This window comes from Kosakonia arachidis, from assembly GCF_900116535.1.
Lineage (GTDB): Bacteria > Pseudomonadota > Gammaproteobacteria > Enterobacterales > Enterobacteriaceae > Kosakonia > Kosakonia arachidis.
This window is the reverse complement of record NZ_FPAU01000003.1, coordinates 352,777-367,797: the sequence shown is the minus strand read 5'-3', so window position 1 is coordinate 367,797 and position 15,021 is coordinate 352,777. Positions and strand designations below refer to the sequence as shown.

15 protein-coding genes and 1 pseudogene are annotated in these 15,021 nt (G+C 47.3%); 11 read left to right on the top strand and 5 right to left on the bottom strand.

The window, feature by feature from the left end:
* The first annotated feature begins 30 nt into the window (after window positions 1-30).
* Complete coding sequence (locus tag BM427_RS13385) at window positions 31-579, top strand: TetR/AcrR family transcriptional regulator (protein ID WP_090122233.1); 549 nt, start codon at window positions 31-33, stop codon at window positions 577-579.
* A 61-nt stretch (window positions 580-640) separates the two neighbouring features.
* Here the strand turns inward: BM427_RS13385 and BM427_RS13380 are convergent.
* Window positions 641-868, bottom strand: a pseudogene (locus BM427_RS13380) (DUF1272 domain-containing protein).
* A gap of 714 nt (window positions 869-1,582) precedes the next feature.
* Between BM427_RS13380 and BM427_RS13375 the strand changes: the two are divergent.
* The 6 genes from BM427_RS13375 to BM427_RS13350 are packed head-to-tail and all read left to right on the top strand — an operon-like array spanning window position 1,583 to window position 6,653.
* Window positions 1,583-3,115 carry an amino acid adenylation domain-containing protein gene (locus BM427_RS13375; protein WP_090122231.1) on the top strand — a complete coding sequence of 511 codons (1,533 nt, stop codon included), beginning with the start codon at window positions 1,583-1,585 and terminating at the stop codon, window positions 3,113-3,115.
* Window positions 3,116-3,118: 3 nt separating this feature from the next.
* A complete protein-coding gene (locus BM427_RS13370; RefSeq protein ID WP_090122229.1) occupies window positions 3,119-3,370 on the top strand; it encodes a phosphopantetheine-binding protein in 252 nt (83 codons plus the stop codon).
* A 25-nt stretch (window positions 3,371-3,395) separates the two neighbouring features.
* Window positions 3,396-4,337 carry a chlorinating enzyme gene (locus tag BM427_RS13365; RefSeq protein ID WP_090122228.1) on the top strand — a complete coding sequence of 314 codons (942 nt, stop codon included), beginning with the start codon at window positions 3,396-3,398 and terminating at the stop codon, window positions 4,335-4,337.
* Between the two features lie 16 nt (window positions 4,338-4,353).
* Window positions 4,354-5,034 carry a hypothetical protein gene (locus BM427_RS13360; RefSeq protein ID WP_090122227.1) on the top strand — a complete coding sequence of 227 codons (681 nt, stop codon included), beginning with the start codon at window positions 4,354-4,356 and terminating at the stop codon, window positions 5,032-5,034.
* Window positions 5,027-5,944 (top strand): DMT family transporter, encoded by a 918-nt coding sequence (locus BM427_RS13355; RefSeq protein WP_090122225.1) that lies wholly within the window; start codon window positions 5,027-5,029, stop codon window positions 5,942-5,944. The genes BM427_RS13360 and BM427_RS13355 overlap by 8 nt, the downstream gene beginning before the upstream one ends.
* The gene (locus BM427_RS13350) at window positions 5,937-6,653 is read left to right on the top strand and encodes a thioesterase II family protein (RefSeq protein WP_090122224.1); all 717 of its coding nucleotides are present in this window, start codon (window positions 5,937-5,939) and stop codon (window positions 6,651-6,653) included. The genes BM427_RS13355 and BM427_RS13350 overlap by 8 nt, the downstream gene beginning before the upstream one ends.
* Before the next feature lie 50 nt (window positions 6,654-6,703).
* On the opposite strand, the gene BM427_RS13345 is transcribed toward BM427_RS13350, so the two are convergent.
* Window positions 6,704-7,276: a helix-turn-helix domain-containing protein gene (locus BM427_RS13345; protein WP_090122223.1), complete on the bottom strand. Its 573-nt coding sequence runs from the start codon at window positions 7,274-7,276 to the stop codon at window positions 6,704-6,706.
* Window positions 7,277-7,414: 138 nt separating this feature from the next.
* Here BM427_RS13345 and BM427_RS13340 point away from each other — a divergent pair, with 138 nt between their 5' ends.
* From BM427_RS13340 to BM427_RS13330, 3 genes are all read left to right on the top strand, one after another.
* A complete protein-coding gene (locus tag BM427_RS13340) occupies window positions 7,415-8,011 on the top strand; it encodes a LysE family translocator (RefSeq protein ID WP_090122222.1) in 597 nt (198 codons plus the stop codon).
* Between the two features lie 22 nt (window positions 8,012-8,033).
* Window positions 8,034-8,732 carry a 4'-phosphopantetheinyl transferase family protein gene (locus BM427_RS13335; RefSeq protein WP_090122220.1) on the top strand — a complete coding sequence of 233 codons (699 nt, stop codon included), beginning with the start codon at window positions 8,034-8,036 and terminating at the stop codon, window positions 8,730-8,732.
* 227 nt (window positions 8,733-8,959) lie between these two features.
* Complete coding sequence (locus BM427_RS13330; protein WP_139234412.1) at window positions 8,960-10,336, top strand: S41 family peptidase; 1,377 nt, start codon at window positions 8,960-8,962, stop codon at window positions 10,334-10,336.
* Window positions 10,337-10,443: 107 nt separating this feature from the next.
* Here BM427_RS13330 and mmuM read toward each other — a convergent pair whose 3' ends face one another.
* The 3 genes from mmuM to BM427_RS13315 form a co-directional block, all read right to left on the bottom strand.
* The gene (gene mmuM, locus BM427_RS13325; protein ID WP_090122217.1) at window positions 10,444-11,376 is read right to left on the bottom strand and encodes a homocysteine S-methyltransferase; all 933 of its coding nucleotides are present in this window, start codon (window positions 11,374-11,376) and stop codon (window positions 10,444-10,446) included.
* Window positions 11,363-12,763 carry an S-methylmethionine permease gene (mmuP, locus tag BM427_RS13320; RefSeq protein WP_090122216.1) on the bottom strand — a complete coding sequence of 467 codons (1,401 nt, stop codon included), beginning with the start codon at window positions 12,761-12,763 and terminating at the stop codon, window positions 11,363-11,365. The genes mmuM and mmuP overlap by 14 nt, the downstream gene beginning before the upstream one ends.
* Before the next feature lie 349 nt (window positions 12,764-13,112).
* Window positions 13,113-13,865, bottom strand: coding sequence for an IclR family transcriptional regulator (locus BM427_RS13315; protein ID WP_090122214.1), 753 nt, complete (start codon window positions 13,863-13,865; stop codon window positions 13,113-13,115).
* A gap of 403 nt (window positions 13,866-14,268) precedes the next feature.
* Between BM427_RS13315 and BM427_RS13310 the strand changes: the two genes are divergently transcribed.
* Window positions 14,269-14,661 (top strand): RidA family protein, encoded by a 393-nt coding sequence (locus BM427_RS13310; protein ID WP_007372873.1) that lies wholly within the window; start codon window positions 14,269-14,271, stop codon window positions 14,659-14,661.
* Window positions 14,662-15,021: the final 360 nt, after the last annotated feature.

Sequence of the window (15,021 nt, the reverse complement as noted above, 5' to 3'; positions counted from 1 at the left end):
TTAACGCCTATTTTCGGAAGGGCAGAAAGCATGAAAGTGTCAAAAGAGCAGGTCCGGGAAAATCGGATGCGCATTGTTGAAACGGCATCAAAACTTTTTCGTGAACGCGGTTTTGACGGCGTGGGCGTTGCGGAACTGATGTCAGCGGCAGGGTTAACCCACGGCGGTTTCTATAAGCACTTTGGCTCTAAGGCTGATCTGATGGCGGAGGCAATGACCTGCGGTTTTACGCGTTCTGCAGAAAGCACGGCAGGTGTGGACCGGGAAAAATTTATTGAATATTACCTCTCCCGACCCCATCGCGATGATATGGGAAAGGGCTGCGTGATGTCGGCACTTGGTGCTGATACAGCCCGGCAGTCTGAATCAATCAGGGAGACGTTTGCGGCCGGAATTGAACGTCAGTTGGCAGTTTTAGAAAATGAACATGAAACGCGCGCAGACCTGATAGATACCATGGCACATCTTGTTGGTGCCCTGGTACTATCCCGAGCCTGCCCGGATAATTCCGCTCTTGCTGATGAAATTCTGGAAGTGTGCCGCACACGTCTTATCAATCATGACGCCCGTAAGGATTGAACTTGCTGGTTACGGGAATTTTTTGTAGTGCGGATTTAAACATATCGCCAACATCTGCTCTTTACTGTTTATAGAGACGCTGACTGGATACTGGGTATCGCATGGGGGATGCTTCGGGGCGTATTGGACGTCGCACCAGTTCCCCTCCCCAGTTCGGGCAATGACCCTTAAGCCGTTGGGTCACGCAATCGACGCAAAATGGGCATTCGAATGAACAGATATATGCCCCTTTTGATTCAGGTGGCAGAGCTTTATCACAGCATTCTCACTTAGGACGAAGTTCAAGCATGATATTCTCTTATTATTAAGGGACATCATGAGATATATCAGAGGCCATCTACCTGTATCGCCTTCGGCTACAGATGGCGTTATTGTTTTTTGCGTGTATTAAATGAGCATGGTCTACAGGCCGGAAAAATCAAAAGAGTGAATTATTCGACAGAAACGCTCACTTCTGGAAGCGAACGACCAGTACGCAACCTCCACTGAAGCCTCAACCAACATGCAAAATCTCACCTCCAAACAATGATCTTAAATATCATACAGATACAAAAACTTCTTCTCTATCAACTCTATCGTCACCCTTTTTGCCCCTTCCCTTTCGTGCAAAAATAAAAATCACCAACACAATTAATTACATACAAACAAATCACACTGCCGCCGGTAATAGCACGCCCTTAGGATCATGCCCCTCCTGCCAGAGCTATCGTTAGTACCAACCTTTTTCCTTTCAAACTCAGTTCATCCTCCCGCATCCACGTCGCCATGACGGTGTTTATCATGATTGACACGTAGATCGCCGCGAGCGAACGCGGATTCAATCGCCCGAGACCATGCATTAAAACGAACAGTTTTTTCACATCATCACGCTGACATCACAGGCTTAATATTTATTTATTATTACTTAACAATAACTTAAATTAAAATTCGATATTAACAATAAAAAAACATTTGTTCGCTTTTATTTCTTATTGTACTTTTATTCCGAACAGGAGGGTATTGTATGAGAATCATTGATTCACAGGCACATGATGCGTTAACTCAAATTGCGCTTTTTTGGGCTGTATCCTGGAAATTTCCACAGAAGGTTGCGGTAAAAGATCCCAACCATGAGATCAGCTACGGCGAGCTTAGAGACTGGATGCTCAGGATTGTTCAGGTCCTGAAGGATGAAGGTGTTCACGCTGGTGACCGGATTGCAATAGAACTGCCACCAGGCGCCGGGTTAATCGCCTCAATTCTGGCGGTTCAGTTCATTGGCGCTGCTTATGTACCGCTAGACCGTAATGCGCCAGTAGCGCGCAATAGTCTGATACTGAATGATTCTCAGCCTTGTATGATTATCAATGAGAGCGGTCATTCAAACTTTGCCGACTTTCAGGCAAAAAGCCTATACCAAATGCTGTCGGTATCTGTTATTGCGGATTCAGTACTGAATGCGGCCGTTCCGGAAGGGCTGGCATATATTATCTATACTTCGGGTACGACAGGTAACCCGAAAGGTGTTCCGATCACCCATGCTAATTTGCGTGCTCTCTTTCGTGCAACGGAGCCTGTATTTAAGTTCAACGAAGATGATTCCACTGTGCTTTTTCATTCCTATGCTTTTGATTTTTCAGTATGGGAAATGTGGTCAGTTTTAGCTTATGGTGGAAAGCTTGTCATTCCAGATAATGAAACACGATTGACCCCAGGTAAGCTGGCTCAGCTCATTCACGATCAAAAAATTACTTTACTTAACCAGACGCCGGGCGCTTTTTCCGTTAATGCCCCCTGGCTCTGTCAATTCCCGAAGGGGTCATTGGTTTTACGGTTTGTTGTTTTTGGTGGCGAAAGACTTAATTTTCAGATGCTAAAACAATGGCAGCAGCATATTGGGCTGACGTCTCCTTTACTGGTCAATATGTACGGCATTACCGAAACAACTGTTCATTCAAGTTGGCATATTATCAGTGATGATGATCTGGAACGCTCAGAGTCAATTATCGGTGAATTATTACCTGGATTCGATTACATCATTCGACCTCTTGATGAAAGTAATCAGCAACCTGGCTATGGCGAATTGCTTCTCTGTGGCCCGCAAGTCACTCCGGGTTACCTAAACCAGAATAATGATACCAATGGTAAATTTATTTTGGCTGAAAAAAATAACATTACCGAGCGGTATTATTGTACAGGGGATCTTGTTCAATATGATTTCGCAGGTAAGTTAGTTTATATGGGGCGCTGCGATCAGCAGGTTAAAATAAATGGTTATCGCATCGAAATTGGTGAGATTGAGTCTGTGCTGGCAAGGCATGAATCTATTATCGACATTTCCGTCATAACGTCTCATTCAGAAACCCTGGGTCATCATCTGGTTTGTTGTTTTGCTTCATCTGGCAATAAAGCCGATGTTATTGAACAGCTACATAAATTGGCGAAGGAGTCATTGCCATTTTATATGCGACCTATTCGCTATCGTGGTTTTGATGCTATACCGAAAACCATTAATGGAAAAATCGATAAACAACACCTGAAACTTTCTGTGGAGTAAATTATGAACGCAGTTGATTTAGATGATGTGAATAAAGAACAGGTAAAAGTACTTGCGTTACAACAGTATATTGCATGGTTGCAGGATATTTTAGAAAAACCAGTCAGTGCGGAAGATAACTTCCTTGATATTGGCGGACATTCCATGATTGCGATTGCACTTAATGAACGTGTGCGAAATGAATTCAATCTAACGTTGTCCATGGAGCGTTTATATAACAGCACGCTTAGCGAAACATTTTACAGCATTAAATAAAACCAATCACTCTCTGGAGATTATCATGTCAAACAAAATTCATTTGTCTGAAGAGCAAATTGCCAGCTTCCACAAAAATGGTTATATCGGCCCCATTACCATTTATTCTCCAGAAGAAATGGCGGAAATTTGGAGCGCCGTTCGTCGGCAATTACCAGATCGTTCTAATGCGGCTTACCCTTCAGATTCTTACGGTGCGGCAACAAATATCTCTAATTACGATCGCCATCTTGATATCAATAAACTTAGCCAACATGTTACTAATCCAAAAATTGTGGCGCCAGTATCTGATATCCTTGGCGATGACGTTCTGTGCTGGCGTACGGAGTTCTTCCCTAAATACCCAGGTGATGAGGGTACTGACTGGCATCAGGCTGATACATTTGCCAACGCCAGCGGAAAACCGCAAATTCTTTGGCCAGGAGAAACTGAAGATCAGTTTGGCAAAGGGACCTTAACAGTCTGGACTGCCTTTACTGATTCAACTATTGAGAATGGTTGTCTGGAAATTATGCCTGGCACCCATCATAAAATGAATTATGATGAAAATAGATCAATGCAATACCAAAGCGATATTATCAATAATATTGAAAAGGATGGTAAGAGCCGTGGGTTCTTTGGTTATGATTATCGTGACCTGCAAATAGATCCTGACTGGCATCCAGATGAAAACCAGGCCGTCCCGTTGGAGATGAAAGCCGGTCAATGTGTCATTTTTTGGTCAACATTAATGCATGCTTCCTATCCTAATATCTCTGATAAGATGTATCGGATGGGCTTTGCAACCCGCTATGCACCCAGCTTTGTTGATATTTATCCTAATACCGATCATGTGCATGAGTACGGTGGTAATATCCCATTGGATAAATTTGGCTGCGTGATTGTTGCTGGCCAAAGTCGTAATGCTAATAACCGTATAGCAACCCATAATTTGCTCGGAAATCCATTTACTCCTCTTTCTGTATAAAATAAGGATTATCGCTATGCAACAAAACCAGTGTTATCTGGAGGACACTTATCGCTTTAATATATTAAGCGATGTCATTGCTACCGGCGCTGATGAAGGAGGACAATGGATTGCCCTGCGGGATAATATTTTTCATCCGCAGGGAGGCGGGCAGCCCGCAGATCTCGGGTGGGTTAACGACATCCCGGTGGTAGTAAAAAAACAGGCGTCAGGTTTAGTGGTCCTTTATCCGCAGTCTCCTTTTTCGCCGCCGGTAGAAACAAAAGTATCTTCCGTTGTATCGGCAGATGCCCGCGCTTACCATGCAGCACTGCATACTGCCGGGCATTTACTGAATTGGGAAATGCGTCAGTTCGGGTGGATAGCTGTCCGGGGGCACCATTTCCCCGGTGAGTCGCGGGTGGAATTTAGCGCTATTGATGCTTCTGCTATTCCAGCCGATCGCCTGGATGTGGATGAAATTGAGAGCATTATTTGCCAGCGTCTGCAGAAGGGGGCGGAAATCCGAAGTTGGTTCGAGGGTTCCACCCGGCTGTGCCAGATTAATCAATCAGAGCCTATGCCTTGTGCCGGGACGCACACGGATGATTTGGCAAAAATTAGCTCATTTAGCATTAAAGCGATAAAGTTTAAAAAGGGTACGCTACGGATAAGCTATGATGCCGGGCATGTCCCGCTAAAGGAATGTCATGTCTAATTATTCTCTTCTGGCACCACGCAGCCGACTTTGGATAATTGACCTGGGATTATTGACCGTTGCCCTCTCATGGGGGGCAAGTTATTCCTTGATGCAGCTGATTATCCACGCAGGGGTCACCGTCCCCTTATTTTTAATGCTGAGGTTCGCGCTGGCTGTTCCCTTTATGTTTGTTGGCACTCGTGTCAGATTAAACAGCTTCACGCGCGGCGAAGTGATTAATGGGATCGTCTTTGGTGTACTACTTTATGCTATTCTGACATTTGAAACGTTTGGTGTTAAACACACATCGGCTGCTAATGCTGGTTTCTTGATTGCATTATCGGTGGTGTTAGTTCCCTTTTTTGAACGTTTTATCGGCAAGAGAAAGCAAAGCAAATTCATCTATTTCACCTGTTTTATGTCCCTTGCAGGTGGCGGCATGTTGAGCTTTACTGCCAATGGTAATATTGAGTTCAATCAAGGCGACATTCTTATCTTATCGGCTGCATTGATTCGCGGTTTTCAGATATTTATGTTTGGTCGGCAGACCGCGGGTAAGGATTACTCACTTATCAATATCACATTGATTGAATTACTTGTTGTCGCTGCCCTCGGGCTGGTTACTATTGTGCTGACCGAACCCACAGCGCTGCAATATATCCCTGAAATATCCATTTCGACATGGGGGTTGATTCTCTTTCTGAGTCTGCTGGCGACGGCATTTGCATTCCTGATGCAATTATATGCCGCTAAAATAACCAGTCCGACGCGCGTCGGGTTGATCTTGTCTCTCGAACCGGCCTTTGCGGCTATGTTTGCCATCACAATCATGGGGGAAACACTTAGTTTTCTGCAAGCAATAGGGGGCGGGATCATTATATGTGCGGCCCTGTTGGGGCGTATTGCTGAAGGGAAGCGTTATGAATGAACAGCCACATATCGCCATGTTTCATCATGCCGGAGGGAATGCTGCCGCGCTTAATGTGCTGGAAAAGCATTTTTCAAACTTCAATGTTAGTAAGTTTGAAATGCCTGGCCGCGGGCGCCGCCGCATGGAGCCGTTGCTAACGGATGTTAATCAGGTGATTAAGGATTTTTGTCCACAATTGCCGCGCCATTGCCCGATAATTTTTATGGGCCATAGCCTCGGAGCCTATATCGCTTATGTGATGGCCAAAAAATACCGTTTCTATGATGATCGACCGAAAAGTATGCTCGTGGTGATTGGGAACGAGCCAATCCATTGTCGTAAATATTTTGATTTTACTGAATCCAGTGAAATATCAAAAAATTCATTACTTAAATTTGCTAATCATCTCGGGAAATTACCTGACTGGCTGCAACGAGAGCCCGCTTTGCTGGAGCAATTTTTGCAGGTTCTTTCCGCTGATTTACAGGTCGCTAATTCTATCAGTGAAGAAGATAGCTCTGCGCTTGATGATATTCCAGTATTAGCCTTTTACGGAAAAGAAGACCCATTATTTCTTTCTCCACCAGAACGATGGCAAGAATGTACCCTCCGGCCATTCAGGCTGGAGGAGATCTCTGGGGGGCATTTTATTTCAGAGGCACAGGCTCATGAGATTAGCGAGTTAACAATGCATTTTATACGGGAGAATACGGTCTTTAATATTTAAATGGCGGAGGCAGGAGAATGGTAACACAGTAATACCGCTGACCTGCTGAATTAACCTTGTGTACTGTAAGACATGATAACCGTCGCACTTACAGCATCATCTGCACAAATATAGGCATGTTTAACGTCACCTGAGAAGGCATAAAAATCCCCGGGTTGAAGAATAATGCTTTCAGTGTCAGATATTTTCAGAAGCAATGTGCCAAGGTGGACGATGATATGTTCATGGGTTCCTGATACATGAGCCGGGCTGTTAATTACCACACCGGGTTTCATTTGTAAATGCCATATTTCGGTGATATTCCCCTGACCGATGCGAAACTTCATTACCTGGGAATAATCTCCTTTATAGTCAGCACCTTTTTCAATATAGGGATAGCGTTCATTATTATTACCGAGCAGATCGCCTAATGTAAGTCTTAGTGCGCTGGCGATGGCATCCAGTGTATCTACGCGAGGATTAGAGCCGCCCGATTCGAGCGTGGACAGCGTGGCTTTGGAGACGCCGGAAATTTTTGCCAGCTCATTAAGTGAAAGATTTCGAGCTATTCGTAACTGTTTTACGTTATTACCAATGTTGGTGTACGTTTTTTTTAAGCGATCGCTCTGTTGTGCATTGCTCATCTTTTAATCTTCACTGTCGGGATAAAATTAGCAGCATATTAACATTTAAGGAAGAAAATAGCTTTAAAAGTGACACATGAATTTAAACGCAGGTTATCAGCCTGATTTTTCTCATTTGTTAATGTAGCAGAGGTTGAAATGTTACTGAATGACTGCATTAAAATTATGGTTTCTGGCATGTTGTTACTTGTAATGCCTGGCCCAACCAATACTCTCCTCCTTTTCTCAGGGTACGCCAGTGGTATCAGGCCAAGTATAAAAATGATCATCGCCGAATGGGGGGGATACTTTTGTGCAATCACCTTCTGGGGCGTTATTGTGAGTGTTTTAGCTCAACATGGCACGTTTTTACTCGGTATTATTAAATTATTATCAGCATTCTATGTTGCCTGGTTGGCCGTTAAAGTCTGGGGGTTTTCATTACAGTTTCGACCGGCAAAAATTGAAATGAAAACCATCTTTATTACCACTTTGTTTAATCCCAAATCATTCGTCTTTGCGACATATATCATTCCTTCAATTGCTTTCAGAGAACTTCAGGCTTTCACTGCCGCAATGCTGAGTGTTTTTGTCGCACTGTTGCCTCTCTCTTTTATATGGGTTGCCTGTGGGAAGGGGATTGCCAGACAAGGTCTACAGCAATCGCGATTATGGCCGGTGTTTTTTTATCGCGGGCTATCGCTGGCGATGGCGAGCTTCGCTGCTTCTATGGTTTACCATTCCGTCGCAGTCTGATGCGTAAGCCTGCGGAGCAATCATGAAAATTTGCTGGTTTCAAACAAAACATATAATAAAAGTCTTACCCGATTACATCCATTTCACCGTATTGCGTTTTGCCTGGAATGGTGCGCTGGATGATGCTTTTCGCATTTATGATGTTCCGGTCCCGCGACGGTTGGCGAGCGCAACAAAGCAACGCCAGGCTGAATATCTTGCTGGACGGATTGGCGCTCAAAAATTACTACAGCATTTCGATATCACACTACGGGCACCGCTGATGGCAGATAATCGCGCGCCCTCCTGGCCTTCTTCTTATCGAGGGGCAATCTCTCACGATCGCGATTTTGCTTCTGCCGCCGTTATCAAAATGCACTATGGCCGGGTCGGGATAGATATTGAATCGCTCTCGCCGAAGATAGCTCTCAATACGATAAGCCAGCGCATTGCCTCTGCCCGGGAAATTGACACCTTGATCACCACCAGCGATTTGCTTTTGGACCACATTCTGCTGTTGCTTTTTTCTGCTAAAGAAAGTGCCTATAAGGCTTTCCCGCGTGAACATCAACAACATCTGGATTTTCACAGTTTTGAACTGCGTGATATTGATCCCCACTTGCAGCAATTTACTTTCAGCCTGACGCATACGCTTAATCATGAATATGAGGCGGGATTTAGCGTTAAGGGGTGGTATGAATTTCTGGAAAACCGGGTTCTGACCCTGGTTCATTTGCATTGACTGATAGACCTGCTCCCTGTTGAACTCACAGCACGAAGCGGACAGACAGGCGGGCTACACGCGAAGAGCAAACATTCACAACCCTCTTCGCGAATGTGATGATTAAGCAGCCGATGGGATGCCTCGACAATTCCACCAAATCGCCAGAATAAAGCATCAGGATTTTTTCTCTTCTGTGCTTTAAAGTGATGTATCAGAGGATTAAAACGGACGCGGAACTAAACTTTATGCACATAAATCGTAGAAAATTTATCCTCGGTAGTGCAGTTTTATTAGCCAGTCCGGGTTTGGCCTGGGAGTTGCCAGGGCCAGACACAACAATGCCCAACCTGACACCTGCTCAGATTCTGCAAGATCTTATATTCCTCAGATCACAATGGGTTCCCCTGGAAAAGAGCTTGAATCCATCACAGCGCCTGGCTTCTGATGAGATTATAGACAATGCGATGGCCAGAGTTGCGGCAGCATCGCCAGCAGACCTGGTTCTGGATGTTATGAAGGCTGTTGCTACTCCACGTAATGGGCACACTGCTCCCATGGTAGGACGCCTTCTGGATTCTCTGCCAATAAAGCTATGGTGGTTTTCAGACGGGCTTTACATACTAAGCGTCGCGCCTGGTTATGAATCCATTCTGGGTTCACGTATTGAAAAATTTGGGCAACTGACCGCTATTGAGTGCCTTAAGCGTGTAGCACCGTATATTTCGGGCACAGATCAGCGGATCCGTTATCTAAGTGCAAGCTATCTGACGAGCAAAATGGTTCTGGACCGCATAGGTGTTTTGTCGTCACAAAACAGCCTTCCCCTGACACTACGTCTGAGGAACGGAGAAACAAAAACAGTCAGCTTAAGTGTCAGTAAGCCGGATTATTATGATCCCCGCGAACCCCTACTTTTCGGATGGTCCCCCCTCATTCCTGATGAAAAAGGCAAAGAAAACCGTTGGTCACATGTGCTGGATGAGGTCAAAAAACGCTCACCTGGATATGGAAAACCAGCCCCCCTGTCTGTGCAGTGGATTGGTGACGGAGAAAAAATACTCTATATCCGTAGTAATTTTATCCATAGCATGGGGAAGGATTCACTTGCCGATGCATTATTGTTTGGCGTCATACAAAAACACGTTGTGCCTAAAAAACCCAGGTTCATTGTGGTGGATTTACGGCTGAATAACGGCGGAAATTTCTTCGAAACACTATTGTTCTCGCAAACATTACCGAAGCTGCTTCCACGTGACGGGAAAATATTTGTGCTTGTGAGCCGTGCTACTTTTTCAGCTGCGCTGGTCACTGTTGCCACGCTAAAACGGGCTAATCCTGCCAAAGTGATTCTGGTAGGTGAAACAATGGGTGACAACGGTCATTTTTGGGCTGAGCCAGAAACCCTCACACTGCCAAACTCAAGAATTCAGGTTTTCTACAGCACCAAATTCGAGGATTTTGAACAGGGCTGTGGCGGTAACATCGATTGTTACTGGCCTGCAGACGTCTTTGCTCAAACCCCTATCACTCTTGCACCAGAAGTAAAAATAGCCGTTCCATTTATCGATTATGCCAGGGGTCTCGATCCTGTGTTGGACGCAGTGATTGAACGGACAAAATGAAACGCAGAAAGCGGTGCATCATACTATCAATCAATACCGCGCAGAATAAAAGGCGCTAAGCGGGCAATACGTGCCAGCCTTTACGCCCTGCTGGTTTCTCTTCGCCGTCAACGACGCTCACTCAGTGCGGCAATATCCCGTGGGGTCGTCCGGCAGCATCCGCCAATCAGTCTCGCGCCAGCCTCCAACCACTGGGGCAAATAGGCCGCTAGCGATGCGCAGGCATCGCCGTGCGCATGCCACGACTTGGTGACGGCGTCGTAAGTTTCCCCGGAGTTAGGATAGACCACCAACGGCAGCGCACTGAGGCTTTGCAGATGTTTGAGAGCGGCGGTTGTTTTGCTCAGGGCAATACAGTTAATGCCCAGCGCGACGATTTGCGGGCAAGCAGAAAGCGCATCCACGACCAGGGCCAGCGGCGTGCCATCGCTCAAGTGTTTGTCGTCACGCAAGGTAAATGATAACCACGCCTGCGCCTCTGGATATTCGGCCAGCAGGTCAGCCAGTGCTTTTATTTCAGCGAAGGACGGTAACGTTTCGCAGGCCAGCAGATCGGTACCGGCATTGAGCAACGCTTCAATACGCGGGCGATGAAATAGCTGAAACGCCTCGTGGCTGCGCACGTAGTCGCCACGATACTCAGAGCCATCGGCCAGATAAGCGCCGTATGGCCCAACAGAACCCGCTACCAGCAGCGTACCGGCGTCAGGGTTTTCTGCGCGATAAATTTCACTGGCCTCTTTCGCCAGCTTCACACTCTGTTCAATCAGCGCTTTCGACTGTGCCTCCGTCAGTCCGCGCGCCGCAAAGCCTGCGGGCGTGGCCTGGTAACTGGCGGTAATGGCTATCTGTGCACCCGCACGGAAGTAATCCAGATGCACATCCCGAATGCGTTGTGGATTTTCCATTAATACTTTGGCGGACCAGAGATTATCGGCAAGGCTGCATCCGCGCGCTTCCAGCTCGGTAGCCAGTGCGCCATCAAGCACAGCAAAAGGATGACGTTCAAGCAGCGCGGTAAGAGGGTTAATCTGCGGCATAGTCAGCCTCCTTCAATTTTGTTTTGTGGGTGAGAAAATAGACACCATAGCAAAGGGCGACAAACGGCAGACCGCAATAGAGTGCAATACGCTGCTCCGGATCGAACGCCAGCCCGATGCAGGCCATCAGACACAGTACGAAGCCAAGTACGGGAACCAGCGGATACCAGGGCGCCCGGTATTGCAACGCCGAAGACGGCTTTCCTGACTGTAAGTGGCGGCGACGAAAGACAAAGTGGGACGCGCAAATGCTGAGCCATACGACCACGACGGCAAAGCCAGAAATGGCGCTGAGAGCAACGAACACTGTATCAGGGGCAATCACACTGGATAACAGCGCCAGCAGGCCGCCAAGCATAGAGACAGAAAGGGCTATCAACGGCACGCCCTGCTTATTGACGCGGGCAAAACAGCCCGGCAACGTTTTTTCGTTTGCCAGTGACCATAGCATACGGCCCGAAGCATAAAGCCCGGAATTCGCCGCTGAAAGGATAGCGGTCAGAATGACGAAGTTAAAAATATCCGCCGCATACGGAATGCCTATTTTTTCAAAGACCAGCACAAACGGGCTCTTCTCAACCCCTGCCACATTTGCCGGAATCAGCGCGGCAAGGACAAAAACGGTGCCGATAAAAAACAGGATTAACCGGACAATGGTGGCGCGGATTGCGACCGGAATAGCCTGATGCGGGTTTTCCGTTTCGCCCGCCGCGATACCGATAAGCTCTGTACCGGAAAAAGCAAAATTGACCGCCACCATGGTCATCAGAATCGGCAAACCGCCATGGGGGAACCAGCCCTCACTGGTAAGGTTAGTAAGCCCCGGCGAAGGTGAACCATCCTTCATGGTGATAAACCCGGAAATCACCCCGCAACCGAGGATGATAAAGATGATGATGGTGGCGACTTTAATGAGTGAGAACCAGAACTCCCCTTCAGCAAAGAAGCGTGTTGAAATCGCGTTAAGACAAAAAATCACCACACAAAACAGGGCACTCCATAGCCAGACCGGAACGTGCGGGAACCAGTACTGCATACAGAACCCCGCGGCGGTAAAGCTCGACCCGAGAGCGACGGTCCAGGTAAGCCAGTATAGCCATGCCACGGTATACCCTGTCGCCGGGCCAATATAGCGCGCCGCGTAGACATGAAAAGCGCCGGTGACGGGCATCGCCACGGAAAGCTCACCAAGGCACTGCATAACCAGCCAGACGACCAGCGCCCCAATCAAATACGCCAGCAGTGTACCTGCCGCGCCAGTAGTAGAGATGATGTATCCCGTATTAAAAAATAACCCTGTGCCAATGACGCCGCCTAATGAAAGCATGATCAAATGGCGGGTTTTCATGGTGCGCTTAAGCTCTCCATTCTCTTGTTGCCTGTGCATATCACCTTCTATACGTATAGATGTCTAAATGTCCATTCAGGGGGTATTTATATCGTTATTGTTAACAAAAGACCAGCATTAGGCTGACATCTGCACGGGCGGTAGAGATAAATGCGCAAGAAATAAGCAAATAGAAGGCAATACCTGTGGTGATAGGCCAGCGCGTTTACGGCAAGAAAGTGAACCAGGGCATGCACCGGGAAAGCGGTGATAAGTGGGTACACCTGGCGCGCAGCTTTTCCAGCTCAACGGCGATAGCGACACCCCCTTACACCTTCGGGTGTCTGGTATATCCCGCTGAGCCAGATTTCAGGCGCCTGACATATGTTCAATCACCTAAAATAGCGGCTCAGGTGAAATCAGATAATTTTTGCCCGGAAACAATCAACTCTTTCAGCAGCATCTGACGGCGCTCCTCCGGCGTATCGCGACTCACCATAAAGCAGATAGCGGCTACCGCCTGCCCGCTACGAGAACGAATCGGTGCCGCCATACAGCAGGTAAAACTCTCTGACAAGCCTTCGGTCAGGCAATATCCCTGCTGCCCGGCACGATGAATATCTTCGAGGAATGCCTGCTTGTCGAGGACTTGCCCGTTCGCCAGACGGTAATCCTCTTCGGGGATGAGATCGAGAATGGCACTGTCCGACCAATTACTGAGCAGCAGACGCCCCGTGGCCGTCCAGGTAATCGGTACCCGCACGCCGATATCAGAAGTGATTTTGAACGGGTGAGCATTACTTTCCGACAGCACGACGGTGTACTTATCCCCCTCCAGCATACAGAGCTGCACTGTCTCGCCATGGCGGGCCACGATCTCCACCATTAACTGATGTGAGCGGCGAATAAGGTCGTTATGTGCCATGTAATCTGCACCGTAATAGTGCATTTCACGGCCAAAAAACACCGCACCATCAGCGTCCAGTTCAACTAACCCGGCCTCACTGAGCAGGTTGACAAGTTCATATACGCTGGAACGCGGCGCACCGGTGGCGTCGATCAAATCGCGCATCGCCATAGGCTGACGAGCGATATGCAACTGGCGAAAAATGTCGATAACCCGGTCAACACCGCGTGCCCGCGATGGCTTCTCGTCCGGCATAAGCAAATTCTCCTGATGCAGTCGGGCGGTCGTGCCAGACAGTAAAAAAGAAAAGCATCATACACCTTGCTCCGTCGTTAACCCATCCCCGTTAATTAAAATTCATCGGCTGAGTTTATATTTCGTTGTTCTATTTTGGGGCCTCATTTTAGCGCATTACGTACAACTTATTTTTTTAATCCACGACAGCGGTAACATTTCCAGCCAGAGATTTTGTTCATTTCTTTTTTATTTTGCGATCGCGACAACACGACGAGAAATTAAATTCCTCGCGATATATTGCAAAAGTAAAAAACCTGTGCAAATCTTGGTCTATCCGGTATTGCAGATATCAGTCTGATATATCAGACAGTCATCATTCGGTACTAATGGGTATTCTCAGAACAAAAAGGAGCAGCGTTGCATGACGATTAAGCGTTATGGCATTGAAGGCGGCACCGGTACAGGTGGGCAGAAACTGCCGTTTGCGCGGGCTGTTGAGGCCGATGGTTGGCTCTATATCTCGGGCCAGACACCGATGCGTGAAGGCGAAGTAGTGGAGGGAGGTATCATCGAACAGACGCAACTGGCGTTCGACAACTGTCTCACCATCATGCGGGAAGCAGGTTATCGCGTGGAGGATGTTGTACATGTGACGGCGGTATTAACCGACGCACGCTATTTCAGTTCATTTAATAAAGTATTCAGAGAGATATTTAGTGATAATCCACCTGCGCGTATTTGTAGCGTGCAGGATTTAGTGGTCGACTGCAAAGTGGAAGTGGATATGAAATGCTTCCGCGCCGACCGTAAATAATTAAAAACGTTAAAACAGGCTGAGTGTTTGTATTTCTTTCTTCGCCAACACCAGGGCAGCCTGTTATTAATTGATGCTTTTGCTTTTTCATTAAAATATTCCGAAATAAGCAGCGCTACCGCTGCACAGGCGATCGTCTGACTTATATACCCTAAATCATTCGCGTTGCAGGAAGGCGGCGAGGCAGCGACAAATTCGTCGGGAACGAATTTGCCCAACCGAAGGTTGGCCTCCGGTGAGAGACAGGATGTCTCTCAGTAATCCCCAGGCGCTTACTCCAGTAAGTGACTGGGGTGAGCGACAAATCTGCCGGGAGCAGATTTGAACGCTGTAAGCAGTGGCCCCGAAGGGGTAAGGCTC

Coding starts and splice junctions, on each gene's coding strand:
- BM427_RS13360 (WP_090122227.1), top strand. CDS start 4,354: ATGCAACAAAACCAGTGTTATCTGGAGGACACTTATCGCTTTAATATA.
- BM427_RS13315 (WP_090122214.1), bottom strand. CDS start 13,865: ATGCCGGACGAGAAGCCATCGCGGGCACGCGGTGTTGACCGGGTTATC.
- BM427_RS13335 (WP_090122220.1), top strand. CDS start 8,034: ATGAAAATTTGCTGGTTTCAAACAAAACATATAATAAAAGTCTTACCC.
- mmuP (WP_090122216.1), bottom strand. CDS start 12,763: ATGCACAGGCAACAAGAGAATGGAGAGCTTAAGCGCACCATGAAAACC.
- BM427_RS13365 (WP_090122228.1), top strand. CDS start 3,396: ATGTCAAACAAAATTCATTTGTCTGAAGAGCAAATTGCCAGCTTCCAC.
- mmuM (WP_090122217.1), bottom strand. CDS start 11,376: ATGCCGCAGATTAACCCTCTTACCGCGCTGCTTGAACGTCATCCTTTT.
- BM427_RS13355 (WP_090122225.1), top strand. CDS start 5,027: ATGTCTAATTATTCTCTTCTGGCACCACGCAGCCGACTTTGGATAATT.
- BM427_RS13350 (WP_090122224.1), top strand. CDS start 5,937: ATGAATGAACAGCCACATATCGCCATGTTTCATCATGCCGGAGGGAAT.
- BM427_RS13345 (WP_090122223.1), bottom strand. CDS start 7,276: ATGAGCAATGCACAACAGAGCGATCGCTTAAAAAAAACGTACACCAAC.
- BM427_RS13370 (WP_090122229.1), top strand. CDS start 3,119: ATGAACGCAGTTGATTTAGATGATGTGAATAAAGAACAGGTAAAAGTA.
- BM427_RS13385 (WP_090122233.1), top strand. CDS start 31: ATGAAAGTGTCAAAAGAGCAGGTCCGGGAAAATCGGATGCGCATTGTT.
- BM427_RS13375 (WP_090122231.1), top strand. CDS start 1,583: ATGAGAATCATTGATTCACAGGCACATGATGCGTTAACTCAAATTGCG.
- BM427_RS13330 (WP_139234412.1), top strand. CDS start 8,960: ATGCACATAAATCGTAGAAAATTTATCCTCGGTAGTGCAGTTTTATTA.
- BM427_RS13310 (WP_007372873.1), top strand. CDS start 14,269: ATGACGATTAAGCGTTATGGCATTGAAGGCGGCACCGGTACAGGTGGG.
- BM427_RS13340 (WP_090122222.1), top strand. CDS start 7,415: ATGTTACTGAATGACTGCATTAAAATTATGGTTTCTGGCATGTTGTTA.